Genomic DNA, 22,648 nt, shown 5'->3' with positions numbered 1-22,648 from the left:
GGCTTTATAGATTTGAATTATCCTTTTTTAATCCGGCAATATACTTTCCGGCTTTCATTCCTGAGAAAATACATCCACCAAGAAATGTTCCTTCTAAAGCGCGGTATCCGTGCATTCCGCCACCACCGAAGCCAGCCACTTCACCAGCAGCATAAAGTCCTTCAATAATGCTATCATCTTCTCTTAAAACCTGTCCGTTAAGGTTGGTTTTTATTCCACCCAATGTCTTTCGGGTTAAAATATTCAGCCTAACTGCAATTAAAGGGCCATTTTCAGGAGAAAGAATCTTATGTGGAGTTGCCACTCTCCCCAATTTATCCCCCAAATAGCTTCGGGTACTTCTGATATAATTAACCTGGGTATCTTTTGAAAATTGATTGTCCAGTTCTCGATCTCTGGCTTCGATCTGAGATTTTATTTTTTCATAATTCAGAAGGTGATTGCCTGTCAGTTGATTCATTTTTTCTACCAGATCTTTAAGGTTGTCAGAAACAATAAAATCTTTACCATGCTCTTTAAAAGCTTCAACGGGACCGGGAGCTTTTTTACCAAATATTCGTTTCAGGAAAAGAATATAATCCTTATTGGTAATATCCGGATTCTGTTCAGAACCAGAAAGTGCAAATTCTTTTTTGATGATTTTTTGAGTCAGAATAAACCAAGAATAAGAATATCCTGAATCCTGAATATACTTCAGAGTACCCAGAGTATCAAATCCTGGAAGAAATGGAGCAGGGAGGCGTTTCCTTTGGCATCCAACCATAGGGAAGAAGGGCCGGGAAGTATTCGAATTCCGTGATTAGGCCAGATAGGATTCCAGTTTTGTAAACCTTCTGTATAATGCCACATGCGATCACGGTTGATGATATTGGCTCCTGCATTTTCAGCAATACCAATCATCTTCCCATCTACATAGGCAGGAACTCCACAAACCATATTTTCCGGAGGAGTTCCCAGTCTTTCGGGCCAGTTTTTCCTTACCAATTCGTGATTGGCTCCTATACCTCCTGAGGCAATGATAATATGACTAGCAGAATATTCAAATTGTGAGATTATATTTCTGTTGGTAGCAACGCCTCTTTCCTGAGCATCATTTTCAAGAATATCACCTTTCAGACCTGTTATCTTTCCGTTTTTAACGATCAATTCTGTTACTCTATGCCGGAATTTCATTTGTAAGAGACCTTTTTCTTTAGCTTGATAGGCTTTTTTCACAAAAGGTTTTATAACGCCTGTACCTGTTCCCCAACTTACATGAAAACGGGGAACAGAATTTCCGTGGCCGGTGGCCGATCCGTCACCACGTTCTGCCCAGCCTACCATAAACATTAGTTTAATACCAAGTTTAGAAATGTATTCATATTTTTCACCGGCTGCAAATTTCAGATACGCTTCTGCCCATTTACGAGGCCAATAATCTTCTTCACGGTCGAAACCTGCCGTTCCTTTCCAATCTTGTAAAGCCAGTTCATAAGAATCTTTAATCCCCACTCTTCGTTGTTGGGGAGAGTTAATGAGGAAAAGTCCACCAAATGACCAGAAAGCCTGTCCACCGATATTTTGTTCGGTTTCCTGATCCAGAAGCAATACTTTTTTCCCGACATCCGTGATTTCCATCGCAGCAGTAAGTCCAGCTAAACCGGTTCCAATAATAATAGCATCAGGCTGGAATGTTTCTTCCATGATAAAGGTCTTTTTGATTCACAATACTTTATATAAATGTATAAAATATTTGTCTTTAAATAGATAAAACGCCTTTAAAAACAATAAGAAATTATTGTGATACCAGAGACTGAAAATCTTGGATAATTATTAATCCAAGATTACGAATTCAACTTTCGCACCGAGCTCTTCCAGTTGCTTACGGTCATACTCCAGCCATTTACTATACCCGGTTCTGAACAATATTTTAGGTTTTTTACTGAGCTCCAGAGCTTCTGTTCCGGAGAGACCGAATTCTTTTTTTAGTAATGCAATAACCTTCATTTTATTAGGTCCGATATCGGTAATGTACAAATGGGCTTCTGAACCTATTGATTCATATGGTTCTATTGGTTCTGAATCACATTCATTCTCGTCTTCAATACTTGCGTATACTTCCTTCCAGAAAGGGTTTTCAAGATCTATATTTTCATCGAAATAATCAATTAAACTCGTTTTATCGGTTCTTAAGCTTTGCATTACATTTAATATTTTCTGAAATGTTTTTAAACTTTCAGCAACTTTTAGAGGTTCCCAATTTCCTTGTCCTTGATAAGCAAAATAGACGGGAAAATCATTTTTAGCTTCATTCAAGTCTACAAAAAAAGGATCTGCAAAATAATTGGAGGCCAAGACAATCCAGGTTGGCTTAAACTCTCCCAGAGCATCACCTGTCAGAACTTTATTCTCAACAGAATTATAGTGATACCCATCCTGAAAATAATAGATATGCTCTGCAGAAGCAAAATTCTCAGGTAACGCAAGTCCTTCAATGCTGATTGGTACTTTCAAAAACTCTATAATGAAAGGAAATGATAAAATCTTTTGAAACCATAAAGTATTGTGTTCTTCTCTTTTCTTAATTTCTGCAGCTGATATTGTCTTTTGCTCTCTATCAAAAGGAAATTTCCTCTGCATCCAGTGGAATAGGTCACGATCTAAAACTTCAAAATACTGTTCCTGCAGTGTTCCATATGAACTTAGATATACTTTTGTATTACTGCCATCTTTCGATATGACAGCAACCTGCCCACCGGAATCATCCACTACAGGAATATATCCCGGAAGAAATTCTTCAAACCCATAAGTATCATAGCGTTCCTGAATCTCTTCTTCGGTTCTGAAAACACGTACTACATCATAAACAATGTCATCTTTGAACTTGTTAGTAAAAACCTTTATAAAATTTACCCAATGATCTGGAGGATTGATTTTCATAGAATGAAAGAATACTTTAAAATTATTGAAATTACCGTCAATTATTGACTGTTATTCATTTTTCACTACTAAAATACAAAAAGTGGATTCATTTGAAATTTTATCTTTGCTAAAAATCATATTACATGGAAGAAACTAAACCTTATCCGGTATTTGCAATAGCTAAAGATGGAACCCGTCATCGTATTGATGCAACTTCCATTGTTATACAGCTTGAAGAGGAGGAAATTGAAATATCATTAATTCCACCACATCCGGTTTTTAAAGGAAAATTGACACTAGCAACAGGTTCTGCCATCCAGGGACGTGAACAAGAAAGGGGATTGGGAACCCAACTGATTATAGAACCGGGAGCGGCCAATGTAGTTCATATTACTCCTAAAAAGAATAAAATCACTTAATAAAAGCAAAAGAACACCTTCAAAAACCTCTTTAAAATTAAGCAAATCATTTATATTTGTGAAAAATAGAAGCATGAAGTATTTATTTATGATGATGTGTTTTGTCTGTTCCATTTTCAGCCAGGCACAACAAACACAAGATCCATGGAAAGAGAGCCAACTGATGGATCCGGCATTATTGGCATCCAGAATAGTAAAGCACAAGACTAAGGATATATTGATTATTTCCGTAGGGCCAGAGGCGATTATAAAAGGGTCTGTAGATATAGGTCCCACTCATGAGCCTGAGAATCTGGAAAAATTAAGAAATTATCTTAAAGACATTCCAAAAAATAAAGAAATTGTGATCTACTGTGGATGTTGTCCTTTTGTAAAGTGTCCAAACATTCGACCTGCATTTAACTTATTAATGGAACTGGGATTCAAAAATGCAAAGCTTTTAAATCTTCCTAAAAATATCAAAACGGACTGGCTAGATAAAGATTATCCTACAAATGATTAATATGAAAACCGGTTTTATAATAATATTTTCAATCCTGTTTTCAGGATATTCATTGGCTCAAAACAAAATTGAAGTAGGGAAGAAGGCTCCGGAGATTACCATGTCTAGAGCAGATGGAACCTCATTTTCGCTTTCAAGCCTAAAAGGGAAACTGGTTCTTATTGATTTTTGGGCTACCTGGTGTGCTCCATGTGTAGGAGAACAACCTCAACTGAAAACTTTATACGATACTTATTCGGATCAGGTGAAAGCGAACAAGTTTGAAATCATTGGTGTTTCTTTAGATAAAAATAAAGACAGCTGGCAGAAAGCCATAGACCGTTTTAACATTAACTGGATACAGATCAGTGATTTAAAATTCTGGAAAAGTCCTGTGGCAAAAGCCTATGAAATTGATGAGCTTCCTTTTAATGTAATCATTAATAGTGAGGGAACAATTATCGCTAAAAATCTCCATGAAAAGGAACTTGAAGAATTTGTAAAGAAAACCTTAAGTCAGAATTAAAGGTAAAAAAATACATCTATAAAAGAGTGGTCACGACGGCCACTCTTTTGTTTTTTAGTTGGAATTTGTGTATTAGAATCGATACTGAATAAACTTGTCACTCGTCAATACTAATCAGAAGAAGCCTTAGAGGGAAGATGGTTACTTCAGATCAGGAAGGATGGTTTTCTTTAGTCTGGTTTTACTGATTTCTTTTAATCTAATGTTGCAAAAATAATAATTATATTTTAAAAATCACAATTAAGGGAATAATCTAAATGTTAATTTCTATGTCATGTCTGTAACAAATACTTAATAGTTGGATGCCCGTAAAAAAGTATTCATATAATACTAAGATCTAATTGTAGAGTATGTTAACTACAATTTAAAGATAATACATTTATTTCAATAAAAAAATAAATATTATTTAAATATAAATAACTATATGTGAATTTTAATTAATTATATTTACATGATAACACCACAACAAAATGAAAATGAAATTTAAAATAACTCCCTCTATGATTAAAGAGATTCCTTTTCGGAGTCTGAATCTCAATCATCCTGCCTGTTCTGATATTGAAGTATTATATAATCCTGCATCAAAAACACAGACTTGACCTGATATATATAGACCTAATACTATTTTATTAACACATTCCCGGCTCTCTTTCTGTAGGTATGAATTCTATGAATTTGTAGCAGGAAAATCATTAGCTCTCATTTTTGGGCAGCATACTCCACAAAAAACACCTAAATCATTCAAATATTATGAACACAATCATTCATGAATTTCCATTGTCGGAAATCAAAAAACCAGAAACCGCCTTACAGGAATCAATAGGCTGGTTAAAAAAATACCAACTCATAGAAAATGGATATCAGGCAGCCAATGCCGGCGCTTATTTTACGGCACTCAGTTATCCTGATATCAAAAATTTTCAGGTGAGAGATATCACAGATTTTTGCTCTTGGGTATGCCTTTTAGATGATGTAGGAGAAGAAATTCTTCTTCATAAAAGCCTTCCCGAATTTATCATTTCTTTTACTGGTTTAAAATACATTTGCGAAGAACCCTCCTATCAGAATTTTTCTCACCTTGGGCTCCTGCCTGAAAACCCCATTGTAGAGGCTCTTTTAGATCTTAAAGCCAGATTAAGTTCCTGGGCAGAAATCCCTCAAATCAATAACCTGATGAAAGCTGTTGGATCCTTTACATCCGGGATACAATGGGAAAATGCATATAAAATTCAAAATAAATATCCGGATCTTACTACTTTTTGTGCCTTAAGAATAGCCAGCGGCGGAATGGATATCCCGTTTGCTTTAGCACAATGTGTAAACAATGTACAACTAAGTACTCTAGAATCTAACAATCCTGTTATACAGGTTTTAACCAAATCTATTGCTTTTGCTGCACTTCTCGATAATGATATCTATTCTTATGAGAAAGAGAAAGCTTCTAATACCGGATATTACAATAACATTATTCAAATTTACCTTATTACCTATCCGGATCTTAATGAGGAGCAGGCTATATCTAAAGCCATAGATCTTCGTAATCAGATTTTGCTTTTGTATCAATCTTTAAAACAGAAATTTCCATACATCTACGAACCCGTAACTTTATATTTTAAAGGTTTGGAAGATGTTATCTCAGGAAATCTTATTTTTTGCAGTACCAATAAACGATATAAAGTAGCTAATGACCAAAAAGGGCGTGACTTTACAATCACAAGGAATTGTAAACAGTATATAAACCCGCCGAAAGAAATTTCTTCCATATCATGGTGGTGGTCTTTATTAGATCTCAAACATTCTATGGTGGATTATCCAGCTACACAATTCAAGGTAAATACCAAAGATGATCAGGATATTTTTAATCTAAAAAATCAGATCATGAACTTTACCAATTTATTATACAGACAAGAAGGGCATATTGGTATTCTAACCATAAATCGTCCTCAAGTTTTAAATAGTATCAATAAACAAGTTTTAAATGAATTAAAGTCCTTTGCCGAGCAAATCAAAAGAAATAAAGAAATTCGCGTATTGATTATTACAGGAGTAGGAGAAAAAGCATTTGTTTCAGGCGCAGACCTCAAGGCAATGCAAGAAATGACATCGGAGGAAAAAAAAGATTTCGGTGAAGCGGCACAAGCAGCAATCAATGCAATAGGAATGTTACATTTTCCTGTCATTGCAGCGGTAAATGGAGTTGCCATAGGAGGAGGGTGTGAATTGGCGTTATCTTGTGATATAATTTTGGCCAGCGAAAAAGCAAAGTTTGGATTACCAGAAGCTATGTTTGGTATTGTACCCTGTTTAGGAGGTACTCTCCGCTTACCTAAAGCCATTGGCCTATATAAAGCAAAAGAAATGATTTTCTCTGGAGAACTTTACCCTGCACAAACTTGTAAAGAATTTGGATTTGTGAATCAGATTGTACCCCAAGAGGAATTAATGAATGAGGCTTTAAAATTAGCCAATACAATTGCATCCAGAGGCCCTTCTGCAATTACAAAAGCGAAGCAATCACTAGACAAAGGATTGGAGCTATGCATTGCTGATGGTTTGAAACAGGAAGCATGTTTATTTAACGAACTTATCAAAACTGAAGATCATAAAGAAGGTATTGTCGCTTTTATTGAAAAGCGAGTTCCTTATTTTAGAGGGATATAGAAGTTATATTTCATTAGTTAACATCTTTGTCATGAATGATAAAGATGTTTTTATATATACTTAAGAGCTATTAATAGACATCAGAACACACTCTATAGTTCTGATGTCTACTTTTGGTTTCATGAAAAAGAATTTCTTCCTTCGCGTTGCGCTATCAGTCATTTTACTGATGCATAGTGTAGTTTCTATCTTCAGTGGTGATGTCAATGATTTTGGGCTTCATTATCTGAATGTAATAGGGTTTAGTCCCATAGGTCTTTATTTGGCCTGGGGAATTAAACTTATTCATCTTTTTTCAGTTCCGGCACTTTGGTTTGATCATTATATCAGGCCTGTTGCCATTTGCAATATCCTGATCTTTGTTTTTGGAATCTATTACGTTCACTGGGATAATGGCTGGTTTGTTGTAGGAGGAGGCACCAATGGTATTGAATTTAATATTTTGCTTATTTTTTGTTTTCTGAATCTCATGATTCCTGAAGTTCATTTACGAAAAAGAAGTCAATAATCTTTACTAATAGATCTTAATTAAAAGCCGTTTGTAGATAAAAGAATAGTTTTTATAGCCTTTATATTTTTATATTTGACTAAACAGTATTAATTTGTATTTTTAAATCATAACAAGCTTGAGATCAAATAGAAAATCCAAATTACAGACTCATTCCCTTTTTTGGGTATTGTACTTTATACTGGAAGCTTATCTTGATTTTTATTGGTCTCGGTATCAGTTTCCTAATTTCAAATGGCAAATACGGCTTCAGAATACTCTTATTCTGGAACTAGGCTATCTTCTGGTTAAAATTCCGTTAGCCTATTCCTTATTGTATATCTATGAAAAAATATCCATCAAGAAGATTTTCAGATACTTGATTTCTATTTTCATTATTATTGTTGCGGTTTTAGGGCATCGATTTTTTACTCATTATATCATTTACCCTTATATCTATGGAGTTACAGAAATGTTAGATAATAAGCAGCCATCGGGATACATTAATGGTTTAGTAGCCTTCAATTCCTTTATGGATCTTATTTTTATGGTAGGACTTATTTTCGGGGTTGAAATTACAAGACAGAAAAATCTTTTGAAAGAGCAAATTTCCCTATTAAAATCTGAAAAGCTGGATCAGGAGCTTACCATGCTAAAAGCACAAATTAATCCTCATTTTCTGTTTAATACCTTAAACAATATCTACGGAATGGCTCTTAAAAAAGCGGATGAAACTCCTGATGTAATTCTAAAGCTTTCAAAAATTATGCGCTACAATATTTGTGATGCTGCAGAAAAGAATATTTCCATAGAAAAAGATATTGAAAATATAAAGGATTTTATCCAAATTCAAAAAATACGTTACCATCATCTGAATGTCAGTTTACAGGAAAATATAGATGATCCTTCTCTGGAAATTTCACCTCTTATTCTTATTCAATTTGTTGAAAATGCTTTCAAACATGGTGTTTCCGAAAGTTTGGGCGAATCTTTCATCTCTATTGATATCGAATTAAGAAATAGTATCCTCATGTATCGTATTGAAAATTCAAAGGAAGAAAAAACTCAAATTCATTCCACGAAAATAGGACTGAAAAATATCCGCCGACAGCTTGAACTGCTTTATCCTAACCATACATTGACTGTAGAAGATAAAAGCGACAGATATATTGTACAACTCAACATTGATTTCAATGATACATCAAGCTCTTAAAAAGTACAACTGCATTATTGTAGAAGACGAACCGATCGCCGCAGAAATTCTCGAAACTTTTATATCCCGGGATCCTGAACTGAACCTTATAGGCAAATGTGCTGATGCTGTTCATGCAATCAGTCTTTTGGGGCTTCATCAAGTAGATCTTATGTTTTTAGATCTGCATCTTCCCGTAATAAAGGGCTTTGATTTTTTAAAAAAGCTAAAGAATCCGCCATTGGTTATAGTAACTACTGCCTATCATCAATATGCTTTAGAAGGCTATGAACTGGATATTACAGATTATTTGCTTAAACCTATTCCTTATGACCGCTTTGTGAATGCTGTTGGGAAATTCAAGTATCTAATGGAAGCTGAAGATGCTTTATTGGAAATTGCGGAACGAGATTACATCTTTATTCATAGTGGTAAAAAACAGGTAAAGATTATTCTTCAGGATATATTTTATATTGAAAGTTTAAGGGAATACATTCACATTCACACCAAAACGGATACTTTTACCTTTAAAATGCCAATCAGTAAGATAGAAGCCAGTCTCAATCCAAGTATATTTACCCGTATCCATAAGTCTTATATTATTTCCAAACCTAAGATAGAGGTGAAATCAGCAACCATTGTACAGGTTAAAGGGAAAAGGCTTCCTATTGGCCGAACTTATAAGCCGTTTATTGATTTATAATGCCTGTGATGGAGTATTGTATTTGACCACCGCTTCAAAATTCAAATAATTTTTGATACCCCTACAGGAGAAGGGAATGCTTAGTTCTTCAATTCGAAATCACCGGCCTTATTTACAGAGGAATACAATCAATATTTTAGGGAAGACTTATTTCATTTTCAATCTAAGTCTGAATAGCAAGAATATTTGATACCTTTAAGCTGTAAAAATAAAATGGATATATTCAATTATGTTAACAGATATCATTACTTCTAATCTCGATGTTATTTTTTGTGGAATTAATCCAGGTCTAAAATCATCAAATGATGGCCATCACTTTTCAGGGCGGAGCAATCGTTTCTGGAAAGTCCTCCATCAATCCGGATTTACTCCTTATGAAATTGATGCTGTAAATGATACTGTTATTTTAGACTTCAAATGCGGCTTAACAACAGCGGTTGCACGAGCAACGTCCCGGGCTGATGAACTTTCAAAAGAAGAGTTTGATGATGCTCTTGAGTCTTTTAAAGCCAAAATAACAGAATTTCAGCCTAAATATGTGGCTTTTCTTGGTAAGGCTGCCTATAAAGCCTTTTCTAAAAAGAAAGAAATTCAATGGGGTTTACAGCCAGAAGACTTTTGCGGGGTACAAGTTTGGGTGTTGCCTAATCCCAGTGGTTTAAACCGGGGATTTCTCTGGATGATCTTGTTGTTTATTATAAAGAACTTTATTTGACCATTCATCCATTGTAACCTCTATAGTGTATTCGGTTTACTCACGTATTTATTTCCTTTTACAAAAAAACGCCATGGTAACAATGCATCTTCTTGTGCATAAGCAACTCCTATGCGAGATCCGGCAATAATATCATCAGAAGTATAACGAATTCCATGATCTTCAATCCAGATTTCATGTCCCTGCAGATCTTTTTTATTAAAGGAACGATCAATTCCCAAAGCTTTCGCAGCAGATCCGGGCCCAGAAGAGATTGCAGCTTTGGAAGCCGGCATGTTTCTCCTGTGTTCCATAATTTCACTTCCGATTAAAGGTTCAATCGCTCTCACCAAGACGGCATGAGGCTCATCCACCACAGAAGTCACTACATTAAAAAGGTGATGGATTCCATAACATAAGTAAACATATGAAACGCCACCATGGCTGTATAAAGTTTCTGTACGATCTGTACGTCTGCCCCCATAAGCATGAGATGCTTTGTCTGAGATTCCCCTGTACGCTTCCGTTTCTACAATGATTCCAGCAGTTATTTCGCCATCAATTTTGGTAAAAAGTACTTTTCCCAGAAGATCCTGAGCCAGAAAAAGAACATCCTGATTGGAATAATAGGTGAGTGGTAGTTTCAATTGATAGTGTTATAGGTAATCAAATTTAGTGATAATTTGTTAAATGAGAGGCTGGAAGATGGGAGAGGGAAGCTGGAAGTTACTATTTCGTATATAACCTCTGAATCACATTTTTAACTTCTTCTTAAAAGTAATAAAAAGAAATGATATTGCTTTCTCACTTCAAGTACTTCCATCTTCCAGCCTCCAACTTCCTTACTCAAAAAAAAGCCCCACATTCCTGTGAGACTCCTATTGCATAACTTATCTTCCTCCCGGAGGACAATGTTCTTTCAAATATTTGGTAAACATGGTGGCTAAATGCAATGATGTTCCTTCTCCTTCACTGATAGAGTGAGTTCTGTTAGGATAAGACATCAACTGAAACTGTTTGTTGTATTTTACCAGTTCATTAATATAAACTTCTGTATTTTGGTAATGTACATTATCATCACCTGTTCCGTGAACCAATAAAAGATTTCCTTTCAGGTTTTTAGCATAAGCCAACGGAGAGCCATTTACAAAATCTTCTCTGTTTTCCTGTGGAAGCCCCATATAACGTTCCTGATAGATGTTATCATAGAATAATTGGTTAGCCACCGGAGCAATGGCAATTCCGGTCTGGTAAATATCGGGGTATTGTCCTAAAGATTTAATGTGGAAGAACCACCACCGCTCCAGCCCCATACAGCCACTCTGGAGGTATCCACATACGGCCATTTTGCAAACAGAGCCTTCGCTCCCATAGCCTGATCACGAATGTTAAGTTGTCCTATTTTACGGTAGATAGATTTTCTCCATTCACGTCCTTTAGGAGCTGGTGTTCCACGGTTTTCAAGGGAAACGTACAGATAACCATCCTGAGCCATATCGCCAATATATAAACCGTTTCTGCCTGTATAGAAATTATCTGTTACCGTCTGTGAACCAGGTTCACCATACACCATGAAAACAATCGGATATTTTTTGTTAGGATCAAAATTTTTAGGTTTTACGACCCATCCATCTAAGGTTGCTCCATCCTGTGTTGCTATCTGGAAAAACTCAGCTTTAGATCTTGCCGGATCAGTTTTTGAACTACTCTTAGCAGCTACAAGCTCTTTATGTTCAGGCAATGATACCACAGCACCTGCTGAACGCGAACTTACACTGCTGTTATTAAACATGGCAATTTTCCCGTTGGGAGAGATCATGTATTGATTGGATCCGGAATAGGTATCAGGAGTTATTCTTTGAGCCTTTCCGCCCTGCATACTTACTTTATACAGATACTTCTGAGTTGCATTATTAGGCGAGGCTAAAAAGTAGATTTGCTTATTGGGAACATCAAAAAACTCGGGCTTTATAACATCAAAAGCATCTTTTGTAATCAATGTTTCATTACCATTCATATCTATTTTATAAATATGCCTCCAGCCGTCTTTTTCGGACAGCCACAAAAACTCTTTCCCATTATTGATCCAGTCCCAACCACTTGGGTCATTCTCATTCCAACGGGATTTGATATCAATCCATGCATTATCTGTTTCTGTATAAATGGTTTTGCTGCTTCCAGACTGAGCATCCGCAACAATAATTTTACTTTGATTCTGTTTCCTGTTCAATTGCTGCAAAATAATAGATTTAGAATCCAATACCCATTCCATTCTGGGAATATAATGTTGTATTGCATCACCCGCTATATCTGCTTTTTTAGAAGATTTTGATGCAAGATCATAGAACCATATACTGCATCCCGAAGGATTTTCACCTACTTTCGGATATTCTACAGGAATCGTAAATGAATACAGACTGTCTGTATTATTGATCATCAGGAAATTTTTTGTACCTCGCGCATCCAGCTTCCAGTAAGCAATTTACTTCCGTCAGGAGACCATCTGAAGCCATCCTGAGTCCCGAATTCTTCTTCATATGCCCAGTCGAAAGTACCATTAATCATCCCATCTGTACCATCGGAAGTAATCTTTGTCAGTTCATGGCTGGAAAGATCTTCAATATACATATTATGCTTCGATACATAAGCCACTTTTTTGCCATCAGGAGAGAATTTGGCAAACATTAATGATGCAGTGGGAAGGCCTTTCCCGAGCTGAGTAAGCTTTTTAGTGTTCTTATCAAAGATCCAATAATCTCCTCGTGTATTGTCACGCCATACTTTCTGGGTATTGGTAAAAAGCAATAAACTTTTCTCATCCGGTGAAACCTGAAAGCTTTGTACTTCTAAAGCAGTAGAGCTTCCGGCAGGAATCAATTCATTATTACTTAAAAAAGCCTGATCTTTTCCAGGATTCAGGACATCAATAATCCCGACACCATTCTTAGTAAATGAGTAGTAAGCATTGCCGTCAGGAGTCCATTGTGTTTTTTGAGCGGCCAATGGCGACAGGCACAAAAAGTATAAGGCAATAGCCGTTATTTTCTTTATATTCTTCATGTTTGTATCTGTTAAGCTAAATATTCTGCTCTGTAATTTTCAATTTCCTCAACGGTTGTAATTAATCCACCTCCAAGGAGTTGGTACCCATCATCAGTAATCAGGAAGTCGTCTTCTACACGAACGCCACCGAAATTTCGGTATTCATTTACTTTATCATAATTAATAAATTCTGCATTTTTATTTTCAGCCTGCCAGATATCAATCAGTTCCGGGATCATGTAAATTCCTGGTTCAACAGTTACTACAAAACCTGGTTCCAAAGCCTTTCCTAAACGTAAAGATTTAAGACCAAATGTTTGGGTATCTTTGGGCTCTTCTTCAGTATACCCAATATACTGCTCGCCAAGATCTTCCATATCATGTACATCCAATCCCATCATATGTCCCAATCCACATTGGAAAAACAGAGTATGAGCGTTATTTTTCACCGCCTCTTCAGGATTACCTCTCATTAACCCTAAATCAACAAGTCCCTCTACCAAATACTGAGATGCTTTCAGATAAATATCTATAAATTTAACTCCAGGTTTCAAAAGATGATGAGCATTATTGAATGAATTCAGAACAATTTCATAGATCTCTTTTTGTTTTGTGCTAAAGGCTTTGCTTACAGGAAATGTTCTTGTTAAATCTCCTGCATATCCCATAGCTGTTTCTGCTCCGGAATCATTTAGGAAAAGATCTCCATCTTTCAAGGTATTCAGACGATAATGATTGTGAAGTATGCCTCCATTGATGGTAACAATCGGCGGATAAGACATCTGGCACTCCTTATTAGCAGCAAGATATTGAATAGCATTGGCTATTTCGTATTCTTTAATACCCGGTTTAGCCATTCGCATGGCCAGTAAATGCATTTCATTAGAGACATTCACCGCTTCTTCGATCTGCACAATTTCCTGGGCTTCTTTTATGGAACGTTGCTTTACAACAGCTTTAATCATTTCCACAGAAGGCTGTAATGCTGCAATATTAATCCCTAAAAGGTCTGTTAATAAGATTTTGTTAGAAGGCTGATAAGGAGGAAGATAATGTACCTTTCTTCCGGATGCCTGTGCTTTCAGAAGGTATTGAGAAAGTTCCGAATAGGGTAAAGTTTCCTGTACACCAGACTTTTGGCTCTTTTCTTTTAATGTTTCCTGTCTTCCCATCCATACGATGTCATCAATACTCAGTTCATCTCCGAAAACAATGGTTTTATTTTCATCAATATCAATAATAGCAGCAATCTTTGGCTCCTGAATTCCAAAATAATACAAGAAAGTACTATCCTGACGGAAATAATAAGGATTATGCTCAAAATTTACAGGATTTTCTATATTTCCTAAAAACAATAGAATTCCACTAGCCACATTGCTCTGTAATACGGCTCTTCTGTCTTGATAAGTCTGTGCTGAAAACATATATTATGAATACTTTTTATTTTAAAAGTTTAAAGTTACGATTTTGTACTATTTATAGCCATTTATTCATTAAAATAATAAATATGTAAAGGTTGTATTTTAATATCATACTTAATGTTCATATTTTGCTTAAATTCGGCAATATTTTAACATTCCCATTCATTAATTTCATAACATATTGATTGTATGAAGAGTCTTCAGTTCTCAGTTCCTGCCGATACCAACAAAAGTATCCGTATTCAGGAAGATATTATGCCTAATTTCTATCCTTATTTCCATCGGCATACGGAGACACAGATCATGTGGATCCTTAAAGGACATGGTACTCTGGCGATAGAACAAAACCTCTTTACCTTTGAACCCGGAGATATTTTTTATCTGGGTGCCAATCAATCCCACGTTTTCAAAGGAGATTTTGATGAAAATGAAAAGCAGAAAGTTCATGCCATTTCTATATTTTTTGATCCTGATAAAAAAATAGCTGCTTTTTTTGATTTACCTGAATTTGAAGAGCTTAAAAACTTCATTGAACACTCAAAAATAGGATTTCAGGTGGCATCAAAATTAAAAGCAAACGTGGGTGAGAGCATGGCAGCCCTGCACAAGACCCAAGGCATAGAACAGATTCTAGACTTTATAAAGATTCTTAATCACCTGATGCAAAACAGGCATCTGCATATTCCTTTATCTTCAGAAAAGAACCTTCCCAATCATATTTCTGACAATGACCAGAGAATTATTGATGCCCAAACTTATATTAAGAAAAATTTCACCCAGCAGAAACTTACTCTTGACGCGATTGCAAAAAAAGCATGTATGACACCACAGGCATTTTGCAGATCTTTTAAAAAACGTACCAGAATTACCTATATTCAATACCTTAATGAATTACGGGTGCAAAGAGCCTGCAGATTATTAACCTCCAGCAGTATGTACAGTATTTCTTCTGTTGCCTTTAACAGTGGATTCAACAGCCTTACCAATTTCAACCGGGTTTTTAAATCTATTATGAAATACTCCCCAAAAGAATATCTGAAGCATTATAAAGAAGCAACTATGGATCATGAATAACAACATGTTAAAATACGGTTAGAATACATTAAAATATTAACATTTATTATTTTAAAATTCACTTAGTTTTGAATAAATATTATTTGATATGAGTACAAAACTAAACTGGGAAGGGATTTATCCTGCTGTATTAACTCCTTTTACAAAAGAGGGAAAGATTGATTTTGAAATGTTTGCAGTCAATACAGAAGCCCAGATTAAAGCCGGAGTTCATGGAATTATCCTTGCCGGAACATTAGGAGAAGCCAGTGTCTTGGAAACCGAAGAAAAGTTTGAACTTCTCCAATATGCAAAAAAAATGACACAAGGCAGAATTCCCGTTATTCTTAACCTTTCTGAAAATACTACCAAAAATGCAGTAGGCTTTGCCCAAAAAGCAAAAGAACTGGGAGCGGATGGATTAATGCTTCTCCCGCCAATGCGTTATAAAGCAGACAGCCGTGAAGTGGTAGAATATTTCAAAGCTGTGGCTAGTGCTACAGATCTTCCTATTCTTATTTATAACAATCCTGTTGATTACGGAATTTATGTAACCTTAGAAATGTTTGATGAGCTTATTGAATATCCAACCATTCAGGCAGTGAAAGAATCTACCAGAGATCTGGCGAATGTAACTCGAATGATCAACCGTTTTGGAAAAAGGATTAAAATTCTTGGTGGTGTAGATACTATTTGTCTTGAAACCTTACTACTTGGTGCTGATGGATTGGTTGCAGGATTGGTAGATGCTTTTCCCAACGAGACAATGGCCATGTATAATTATGCTAAAACAGGTCAATATGAAAGCCGTAGCTATTTACAGATGGTTTATGCCATTGCTAGAACTGGATATTCATCCAAAGCTGATCCAATATATTAAACTGGCTGCCACCGCTGAAGGAATAAGCAATCCATATGTAAGAGCACCACGTCTTGAGCTTCAGGGTGAAGAAGCAGAAAGAGTTAACAAGATTATTGAAGAGGGCAGAACCAACCGTCCGGTATTGAATTAACATCAGAATAAAGCTATGATCGAAGAAACATCAAAACAAAATATTGATCTGAGCATTCAGATGGCTTCTGAAGCTTATCAATTCCTTAAAAATACAACGATAAAAGAACGGGCAGCATTTATGAATACTGTTGCCGATCAGATTGAAGCTTTAGGTGAAGAACTTTTAACTACCGCTCATACTGAAACCTCATTACCTCTGGCAAGACTTACAGGTGAAAAAGCAAGAACAGTAGGCCAATGGCGAAGTTATGCGAAAGCGGTAGCTTCCGGAATATATACAGAACCAAGAATTGATCTTGCCCAGCCTGAAAAACAGAAAGGAGATCTCAGAAAGTATACTATAGGATTAGGGCCTGTAGTGGTCTTTGGAGCCAGCAATTTTCCGTTTGCTTTTTCCACCGCAGGTGGTGATACTGCAAGTGCCATAGGAGCAGGATGTCCTGTGATTGTAAAAGCTCATCCGGCTCATCCTATGACCTCTCAAATCATGGCTGATGTTATAACGAATGCTGTAAAAGAATTCGGATGGCCGGAAGGTATTTTTAGCCATATTACCGGAACAACCTATGAGATTGGCGCTTATTTAACGCAGCATCAGGATATTCAGGCAGTAGCATTTACCGGTTCATTCAGTGGTGGCAAAGCATTGTTTGATATAGCCAACCGTCGGGAAACCCTATTCCGGTATTTGCAGAAATGGGAAGTATCAATCCGGTATTTGCACTCCCATATCTTCTTGAAAATAAAGCAGAAACCTTAGCCAAAGAATATGTTTCCTCATTAACGTTAGGAGCAGGGCAATTTTGTACCAATCCGGGAGTATTTATTGCAGTTAAAGGAGAATCATTGGATCGTTTTATTGCTGCAATAAAAAATGAAATTAAAGAAATTATCCCCTCCAATATGCTTCATACAGGAATATATGAAAGTTTTGAAAAACATAAAGCAATCGCAGTAGCACAGCCTGATATTGATGTAATCGCAGCCATAGAAACAGAAGAAGGAAAAGGAAGTGCTGCTGTTATAGCAGCCAATGCCCAGAACTTTATCAATAATCCTGTATTGAGTGAAGAAGTGTTTGGTCCTTTTGGAATTATTGTCACTTGCGAAAATCAGGAAGAATTCATACAAATTGCTCAAAAATTAAAAGGTCAATTAACCATTACTGTAGCGGCAACTCGTGATGATATATTTGAAAACTCAGCATTGATCAATCTTTTGAAAGATAAATGTGGAAGATTATTATTCAACGGAATGCCTACCGGAGTAGAAGTTGTTTATGCGATGCAACATGGTGGGCCGTTTCCATCTACTACAGATTCCCGTTTTACGTCTGTAGGGCCAGATGCTGTTAAGCGATTTGTTCGTCCCATCTCATTTCAAAATTGGCCGAATGAATTTTTACCGGAAGAACTAAAGAACGAAAATCCTTTACAAATTAGCAGAATGGTGGATGGAGAAATTCATTCAGGATCATTAAAATTAGAAACAATATGAACAGAACATTTTTTTGTATAGATTCCCATACCTGTGGTTGCCCTGTACGTCTTGTTGCAGGCGGTGGCCCAATTTTGAAAGGAAATACCATGATGGAACGCAGACTTCACTTCATGAAAGAATATGACTGGATTCGAAAAGGATTAATGTTTGAACCTCGCGGCCATGATATGATGAGTGGAAGTATTCTTTATCCTCCTATTGATGAAGAAAATGATATTGGAGTTTTATACATTGAAACCAGTGGCTGCCTTCCCATGTGTGGACATGGCACCATCGGAACTGTCACCATTGCTATAGAAGAAGGTTTAGTAATTCCTAAAATTCCGGGAAAGCTTCGACTGGAAACACCCGCCGGACTCATTCTCATAGATTATATACAGGAAGGAAAAAAAGTAAAATCAGTAAAGTTGACCAATGTGAAATCTTTTCTTTACGCCGAAAACCTTGAAGTAGAATGTCCCGATCTTGGAGTAATAAAGGCTGATGTCGCTTATGGAGGAAACTTTTATGCTATCATTGATCCTCAGGAGAATTTTAGAGATATTTCAGATTTTACAGCCAGCCAGCTCATTCATTATGGGAAGATCATCAGAAGATTACTCAATGAAAAATATCAATTCATTCATCCTGAAAATGAGCACATCTCCGGATTAAGCCATATTCAATGGACAGGAAATCCTACAGATCCTAAAGCTAGCGGACGAAATGCCGTATTAGTAGGTGAAATGCCTTAGACCGTTCCCCTTGTGGTACGGGAACATCAGCAAGAATGGCTCAATGGTATGCTAAAGGAAAGCTAAAAGAAGGGGAAGAGTTTATCCATGAAAGCTATATCGGTTCCCAATTTATTGGAAGAATTGAAGGCACTGCTACCGTTGATGGCAAACCGGCTATTGTTCCGTCAGTAGAAGGTTGGGCAAGAATTACCGGTTATAATCAGATTATTATTGATGATGAAGATCCTTATTGGCAGGGCTTTCAGGTAATGTAAAGTTTGTAAAAAGTATGACACAAAATAAAGGTAAAGCACTTATTATCGGTGCAGGAATAGCAGGACTCAGTTCAGCGTATTATCTTTTACAAAAAGGCTGGGAGGTAGAAATTCTGGAACAGAATGATCTTACTAATAATTGCTCTTATGGCAATGCAGGAATGATCGTACCCAGCCATTTCACTCCATTGGCAGCTCCCGGAGTTGTGGCACAGGGCATTCGCTGGATGTTTGACAGTAAAAGTCCGTTTTATGTGAAACCTTCACTCAGCACTCAATTATTATCCTGGGGTTTAAAATTTCTGAAACATTCCAATCAGAACCATGTAGACCGCTCAGCAACAGCCATCAGGGATCTTAATTTGGCAAGCAGCAGTCTTTATAATGAAATTGCCCAAAATCCTGAATTCGATTTTGAACTGAATCAAAACGGAATTCTGATGCTGTATAAAACGGAAAAAGTAGCCGAAGAGGAAACAGAACTTGCTCATAAAGCCATCAGTTTAGGATTGCCCGTTGAAATTCTTGATAAAAAAGGAATTCAGGAGCTAGAGCCTAATGCTCAACTGGATGTCATCGGAGGAATCAATTACAAATGTGACGGTCACATGAATCCCATGAAACTGATGAAACAAATGATTTCTTACCTTAAAAGTAGTGGTGTTATTTTCCACACACAGCATAAAGTAACAGGATATGAAATTGCAGGGAAAACCATAAATGCGATCATAGCCAATGGTAAAAAGTTTTCAGCAGACCGTTTTGTAATGACTGGAGGTTCATTTTTGCCGGAACTCGCCCAAAAAGCAGGGATTAAAATTGAATTGATGCCAGGGAAAGGTTATTCTTTCATGCATACTCCTGAGAACCCAATCCATAGATTGGAGCATGCTGCATTATTATTAGAAGCAAGAGTAGCGGTAACACCAATGAACGGGCATATCCGTTTTGGAGGAACTATGGAACTGGCTTCCCATCAGGATAAAATTAATATGAAAAGAGTAGAGGGAATCGTACAATCTATTCCTAAATATTTGCCAGATTTTCAGGTTAAATTACCCAAAGAATCGGAAATCTGGTTTGGTTACAGACCTTGTGCTCCGGATGGACTTCCATATCTGGGACAATCTTCCCAATTAAAAAACTTGATCATCGCAGGCGGCGGTGGCATGATGGGACTAAGTCTCGGACCTATTTTCGGAAAAACAGTTTCTGAGCTGGCCAATGACCAAAAGCCAACAGTTGAGATAAAGATATTCAACCCTGAAAGATTTAATTAGAAAACACCACATAACACACAAAAAATTATGCCTAAAACAATTTGACTATTCAAATAATTTATTAACAAACAAATCCAAAAAATCATGAAAAAATTTAAATTACTACTACTTGTTTCCCTATTTCCAATAATAGGTTTTGCTCAGGAAAATAGACCTCATGAGTGTAAAGCAGATGAAATGATGAAAAATCATTTTGAACGGCACCCTGAATCTAAGGCTGAATATGAAAAATTTGAAAAATTCACCAAAGATTTTGTAAAAAAAATGGAATCAAACAAAACTCCATTGAATGAAAAGGTCAATGCTCCCACCTATATCATCCCTGTGGTTTTTCATGTGTATGGAGAATCTCAGAGTAATGTAAAAGTAAATTACCAAAAAGTAGTTGACTTGCTGCAACAAATCAACTTAAATTTCAATGGAATTAATACTGATTCAAACACTATAGATTCTTACTTCCAACCTATTAGGGGTACATTAAGTATTGAATTCCGCTTAGCTAAAATTGACCCAACCGGAAAAGCAACAAGCGGAGTGGTATTTCACCCTTTCAAAAGTGGATATGGCAACGGAGGCGGATATGATGCACAAATTGGCACAGATGCATGGGATAATACAAAGTATATGAATGTGTATATACAAAATGATCTATATGCTAATAAAGATTTATATCAATCAGGAGTTGCCTGGTATCCGGATTCATACATGTCTTCAGTAAATACAGCAAGAGTTGTTTATAATGGCCGTTATATATATGATGCTGCAGGAACTCTGGCTTCAAACGAGTTTTCTGATACATTCACTCACGAATTTGGGCATTGGCTAAATCTTCAACACACGTTCAATGTTCTTTGTTCGACTGCGAACCCTAGTAATGATGGTGACGGAGTTGCTGACACCCCAGTAGAAAATAATTCTTCCGGATTAGGATGTACAACCGGAAACAATTGTCTTGGACAAAGAGTGAACGTTGAAAACTATATGGGATACAACGGTTCTGCTGGTTGTTATAAAATGTTTACCAATGGACAAATTAACAGAATGTTAGCCGCATTAAATCACCCGTCAAGAATAAATTTATGGCAGCCTGCCAACTTAGCAGCAACCGGAGTTGCCAATACTCCGCCTAAATTAACGCTTAGCAACAGTACCTTTACAGAGAACTTAAACAATAATGGAGCCGTGTCATTAGATGGAACAATAGCATCTGCCCCTAAATCAACGATTACACTAAACGGAGCAACATTTGCCGTATCGAATGGAACAACTCTTACTGCAGGAACACATTTCACTTCTTCATTACCAGCAGGACAAACAGCAACTATAGCCGTTACAAGCCCTACTACTGCTACACTTACCATAAATGGTGCAGCAACCAGTCATCCTAAAAGTCAGGTTCTGAATTCATCAATTACATTCCTAAATCCGGCTATAACAGGAGGTGTAACTTCATTAGGATCAACTACATCTTTGGCATTAACTTTTTCTTACAAAGATCCTTATAAAATAGTTACAGGAATTCCTCTGGAAAGTTATGCCAATCCAACACCAACAACAGTAACAACCAACTCCGGAGCAACTTGGAAATATTTTATCATTAACCCGGAGCTTAGTGATGATGCTGGGTATGGCGCTTGGTACTATGGAGCCAATCAATTAAAATTGGAAACCTATTGGAAAGGATTAGTATGTGGGGCAGGGACAAGAAATATTAGTTTAATTCCGTCTTGCACCACTATAAGTAATGCAAATAATATAGGTTATCCAACGGGTACTCCCGGACAACTTGACGTGTACACCCCTACATACACTACCTGGTCTGGACAAACAGCTTATGTTGGTTTTAGAAACCAATTCGAAGGCTACAATATTAACGGCTATTTCAAACTGAATGTTGGAGCCAATGGTTCTGGTTATTCTGTAACTGAGTTTGCCTATAATACACAACCAAATGGCAGTATTACAACGCCTTGTGCATTATCATTATCACCATTATTCACTTCCGAAGTTGATACAACAAACTCAGAAACATCTATCTATCCGAATCCGGTTTCTGATGTATTGTATATTAAAACAAAAGGGAAAGTTCAATCAATTTCTGTTTACGACATGTCCGGAAGAAAAATGAATGCCAAAGTTATTGGTGATAAGGTTGATGTTAAACATTTCCTAAGCGGAACTTATTTAATTGATATTGAAACTTCTTTAGGAAAATCTTCCCAAAAATTCATTAAAAAATAGGATAAAACATACATTTAATGAAATAATTTAGTATTGATATT

Annotated in this window: 20 protein-coding genes and 3 pseudogenes; 15 read left to right on the top strand and 8 right to left on the bottom strand. The window is 36.4% G+C overall.

All coding sequences use genetic code 11. The features are described from left to right. Nucleotides 1–4 precede the first annotated feature (4 nt). From QWZ06_RS13050 to QWZ06_RS13040, 3 genes are all read right to left on the bottom strand, one after another. Complete coding sequence (locus tag QWZ06_RS13050; RefSeq protein WP_290298589.1) at nt 5–763, bottom strand: FAD-binding protein; 759 nt, start codon at nt 761–763, stop codon at nt 5–7. Next, nucleotides 694–1,683, bottom strand: a complete 990-nt coding sequence (locus tag QWZ06_RS13045; protein WP_290298587.1) for an FAD-binding dehydrogenase — start codon at nt 1,681–1,683, stop codon at nt 694–696. The genes QWZ06_RS13050 and QWZ06_RS13045 overlap by 70 nt, the downstream gene beginning before the upstream one ends. A gap of 129 nt (nt 1,684–1,812) precedes the next feature. Beyond that, nucleotides 1,813–2,919 carry a hypothetical protein gene (locus tag QWZ06_RS13040; protein ID WP_290298585.1) on the bottom strand — a complete coding sequence of 369 codons (1,107 nt, stop codon included), beginning with the start codon at nt 2,917–2,919 and terminating at the stop codon, nt 1,813–1,815. Nucleotides 2,920–3,044: 125 nt separating this feature from the next. Between QWZ06_RS13040 and QWZ06_RS13035 the strand changes: the two genes are divergently transcribed. The 8 genes from QWZ06_RS13035 (at nt 3,045) to mug (ending at nt 10,085) form a co-directional block, all read left to right on the top strand. Next, the gene (locus QWZ06_RS13035; RefSeq protein ID WP_290298582.1) at nt 3,045–3,320 is read left to right on the top strand and encodes a hypothetical protein; all 276 of its coding nucleotides are present in this window, start codon (nt 3,045–3,047) and stop codon (nt 3,318–3,320) included. A gap of 73 nt (nt 3,321–3,393) precedes the next feature. Continuing rightward, nucleotides 3,394–3,822: a rhodanese-like domain-containing protein gene (locus tag QWZ06_RS13030; protein ID WP_290298580.1), complete on the top strand. Its 429-nt coding sequence runs from the start codon at nt 3,394–3,396 to the stop codon at nt 3,820–3,822. A 1-nt stretch (nt 3,823) separates the two neighbouring features. After that, on the top strand, nt 3,824–4,327 hold the full coding sequence (locus QWZ06_RS13025) for a TlpA family protein disulfide reductase (RefSeq protein ID WP_290298579.1): 504 nt from the start codon (nt 3,824–3,826) through the stop codon (nt 4,325–4,327). Between the two features lie 750 nt (nt 4,328–5,077). Next, nucleotides 5,078–6,988 carry an enoyl-CoA hydratase-related protein gene (locus QWZ06_RS13020; protein ID WP_290298577.1) on the top strand — a complete coding sequence of 637 codons (1,911 nt, stop codon included), beginning with the start codon at nt 5,078–5,080 and terminating at the stop codon, nt 6,986–6,988. 121 nt (nt 6,989–7,109) lie between these two features. Continuing rightward, nucleotides 7,110–7,496 carry a DoxX family protein gene (locus QWZ06_RS13015; RefSeq protein WP_290298575.1) on the top strand — a complete coding sequence of 129 codons (387 nt, stop codon included), beginning with the start codon at nt 7,110–7,112 and terminating at the stop codon, nt 7,494–7,496. A 118-nt stretch (nt 7,497–7,614) separates the two neighbouring features. Continuing rightward, nucleotides 7,615–8,688 carry a sensor histidine kinase gene (locus tag QWZ06_RS13010; protein WP_290298573.1) on the top strand — a complete coding sequence of 358 codons (1,074 nt, stop codon included), beginning with the start codon at nt 7,615–7,617 and terminating at the stop codon, nt 8,686–8,688. Next, nucleotides 8,669–9,370, top strand: a complete 702-nt coding sequence (locus QWZ06_RS13005; protein WP_290298571.1) for a LytR/AlgR family response regulator transcription factor — start codon at nt 8,669–8,671, stop codon at nt 9,368–9,370. The genes QWZ06_RS13010 and QWZ06_RS13005 overlap by 20 nt, the downstream gene beginning before the upstream one ends. 229 nt (nt 9,371–9,599) lie before the next feature. Then, complete coding sequence (gene mug / locus QWZ06_RS13000; protein WP_290298570.1) at nt 9,600–10,085, top strand: G/U mismatch-specific DNA glycosylase; 486 nt, start codon at nt 9,600–9,602, stop codon at nt 10,083–10,085. Nucleotides 10,086–10,105: 20 nt separating this feature from the next. Here the strand turns inward: mug and QWZ06_RS12995 are convergent, their stop codons facing one another. The 5 genes and pseudogenes from QWZ06_RS12995 to QWZ06_RS12975 form a co-directional block, all read right to left on the bottom strand. Then, the gene (locus QWZ06_RS12995; protein ID WP_290298569.1) at nt 10,106–10,711 is read right to left on the bottom strand and encodes a DNA-3-methyladenine glycosylase; all 606 of its coding nucleotides are present in this window, start codon (nt 10,709–10,711) and stop codon (nt 10,106–10,108) included. A 243-nt stretch (nt 10,712–10,954) separates the two neighbouring features. After that, nucleotides 10,955–11,377, bottom strand: coding sequence for an alpha/beta hydrolase family protein (locus QWZ06_RS12990; RefSeq protein WP_290298568.1), 423 nt, complete (start codon nt 11,375–11,377; stop codon nt 10,955–10,957). Next, a complete protein-coding gene (locus QWZ06_RS12985; protein ID WP_290301356.1) occupies nt 11,335–11,559 on the bottom strand; it encodes a prolyl oligopeptidase family serine peptidase in 225 nt (74 codons plus the stop codon). The genes QWZ06_RS12990 and QWZ06_RS12985 overlap by 43 nt, the downstream gene beginning before the upstream one ends. Nucleotides 11,560–11,898: 339 nt before the next feature. Then, nucleotides 11,899–13,124 (bottom strand): annotated as a pseudogene (locus QWZ06_RS12980) (DPP IV N-terminal domain-containing protein); the annotation flags it as partial. Nucleotides 13,125–13,135: 11 nt separating this feature from the next. Beyond that, a complete protein-coding gene (locus QWZ06_RS12975) occupies nt 13,136–14,530 on the bottom strand; it encodes an aminopeptidase P family protein (protein WP_290298567.1) in 1,395 nt (464 codons plus the stop codon). Nucleotides 14,531–14,716: 186 nt separating this feature from the next. Here QWZ06_RS12975 and QWZ06_RS12970 point away from each other — a divergent pair, with 186 nt between their 5' ends. The 7 genes and pseudogenes from QWZ06_RS12970 to QWZ06_RS12940 all read left to right on the top strand — a co-directional run bounded on the left by QWZ06_RS12970 (nt 14,717) and on the right by QWZ06_RS12940 (nt 22,607). Next, nucleotides 14,717–15,601, top strand: coding sequence for an AraC family transcriptional regulator (locus QWZ06_RS12970; RefSeq protein ID WP_290298566.1), 885 nt, complete (start codon nt 14,717–14,719; stop codon nt 15,599–15,601). A gap of 88 nt (nt 15,602–15,689) precedes the next feature. Then, nucleotides 15,690–16,593, top strand: a pseudogene (locus QWZ06_RS12965) (dihydrodipicolinate synthase family protein). A 15-nt stretch (nt 16,594–16,608) separates the two neighbouring features. Continuing rightward, nucleotides 16,609–17,355 carry an aldehyde dehydrogenase family protein gene (locus QWZ06_RS12960; RefSeq protein ID WP_290298564.1) on the top strand — a complete coding sequence of 249 codons (747 nt, stop codon included), beginning with the start codon at nt 16,609–16,611 and terminating at the stop codon, nt 17,353–17,355. Beyond that, nucleotides 17,292–18,092: an aldehyde dehydrogenase family protein gene (locus QWZ06_RS12955; RefSeq protein WP_290298562.1), complete on the top strand. Its 801-nt coding sequence runs from the start codon at nt 17,292–17,294 to the stop codon at nt 18,090–18,092. Before QWZ06_RS12960 ends, QWZ06_RS12955 begins: the two co-directional genes overlap by 64 nt. Next, nucleotides 18,089–19,086, top strand: a pseudogene (locus QWZ06_RS12950) (4-hydroxyproline epimerase). The gene QWZ06_RS12955 and the pseudogene QWZ06_RS12950 overlap by 4 nt, the downstream one beginning before the upstream one ends. Nucleotides 19,087–19,100: 14 nt before the next feature. Then, nucleotides 19,101–20,366, top strand: coding sequence for an NAD(P)/FAD-dependent oxidoreductase (locus QWZ06_RS12945; protein WP_290298560.1), 1,266 nt, complete (start codon nt 19,101–19,103; stop codon nt 20,364–20,366). A gap of 84 nt (nt 20,367–20,450) precedes the next feature. Next, complete coding sequence (locus QWZ06_RS12940) at nt 20,451–22,607, top strand: M43 family zinc metalloprotease (RefSeq protein ID WP_290298559.1); 2,157 nt, start codon at nt 20,451–20,453, stop codon at nt 22,605–22,607. Nucleotides 22,608–22,648: the final 41 nt, after the last annotated feature.

Source organism: Chryseobacterium tructae (genome assembly GCF_030409875.1).
GTDB classification, from domain to species: Bacteria; Bacteroidota; Bacteroidia; order Flavobacteriales; family Weeksellaceae; genus Chryseobacterium; species Chryseobacterium tructae.
This window is presented reverse-complemented; position numbering and strand designations above follow the sequence as displayed.

What these genes read in the sequence shown, in the direction of transcription:
- QWZ06_RS13050 (WP_290298589.1), bottom strand. Translation starts at nt 763, where the DNA reads ATGGTTGGATGCCAAAGGAAACGCCTCCCTGCTCCATTTCTTCCAGGA.
- QWZ06_RS13045 (WP_290298587.1), bottom strand. Translation starts at nt 1,683, where the DNA reads ATGGAAGAAACATTCCAGCCTGATGCTATTATTATTGGAACCGGTTTA.
- QWZ06_RS13040 (WP_290298585.1), bottom strand. Translation starts at nt 2,919, where the DNA reads ATGAAAATCAATCCTCCAGATCATTGGGTAAATTTTATAAAGGTTTTT.
- QWZ06_RS13035 (WP_290298582.1), top strand. Translation starts at nt 3,045, where the DNA reads ATGGAAGAAACTAAACCTTATCCGGTATTTGCAATAGCTAAAGATGGA.
- QWZ06_RS13030 (WP_290298580.1), top strand. Translation starts at nt 3,394, where the DNA reads ATGAAGTATTTATTTATGATGATGTGTTTTGTCTGTTCCATTTTCAGC.
- QWZ06_RS13025 (WP_290298579.1), top strand. Translation starts at nt 3,824, where the DNA reads ATGAAAACCGGTTTTATAATAATATTTTCAATCCTGTTTTCAGGATAT.
- QWZ06_RS13020 (WP_290298577.1), top strand. Translation starts at nt 5,078, where the DNA reads ATGAACACAATCATTCATGAATTTCCATTGTCGGAAATCAAAAAACCA.
- QWZ06_RS13015 (WP_290298575.1), top strand. Translation starts at nt 7,110, where the DNA reads ATGAAAAAGAATTTCTTCCTTCGCGTTGCGCTATCAGTCATTTTACTG.
- QWZ06_RS13005 (WP_290298571.1), top strand. Translation starts at nt 8,669, where the DNA reads ATGATACATCAAGCTCTTAAAAAGTACAACTGCATTATTGTAGAAGAC.
- mug (WP_290298570.1), top strand. Translation starts at nt 9,600, where the DNA reads ATGTTAACAGATATCATTACTTCTAATCTCGATGTTATTTTTTGTGGA.
- QWZ06_RS12990 (WP_290298568.1), bottom strand. Translation starts at nt 11,377, where the DNA reads ATGGGGCTGGAGCGGTGGTGGTTCTTCCACATTAAATCTTTAGGACAA.
- QWZ06_RS12985 (WP_290301356.1), bottom strand. Translation starts at nt 11,559, where the DNA reads ATGGCTCAGGATGGTTATCTGTACGTTTCCCTTGAAAACCGTGGAACA.
- QWZ06_RS12975 (WP_290298567.1), bottom strand. Translation starts at nt 14,530, where the DNA reads ATGTTTTCAGCACAGACTTATCAAGACAGAAGAGCCGTATTACAGAGC.
- QWZ06_RS12970 (WP_290298566.1), top strand. Translation starts at nt 14,717, where the DNA reads ATGAAGAGTCTTCAGTTCTCAGTTCCTGCCGATACCAACAAAAGTATC.
- QWZ06_RS12960 (WP_290298564.1), top strand. Translation starts at nt 16,609, where the DNA reads ATGATCGAAGAAACATCAAAACAAAATATTGATCTGAGCATTCAGATG.
- QWZ06_RS12955 (WP_290298562.1), top strand. Translation starts at nt 17,292, where the DNA reads ATGGGAAGTATCAATCCGGTATTTGCACTCCCATATCTTCTTGAAAAT.
- QWZ06_RS12945 (WP_290298560.1), top strand. Translation starts at nt 19,101, where the DNA reads ATGACACAAAATAAAGGTAAAGCACTTATTATCGGTGCAGGAATAGCA.
- QWZ06_RS12940 (WP_290298559.1), top strand. Translation starts at nt 20,451, where the DNA reads ATGAAAAAATTTAAATTACTACTACTTGTTTCCCTATTTCCAATAATA.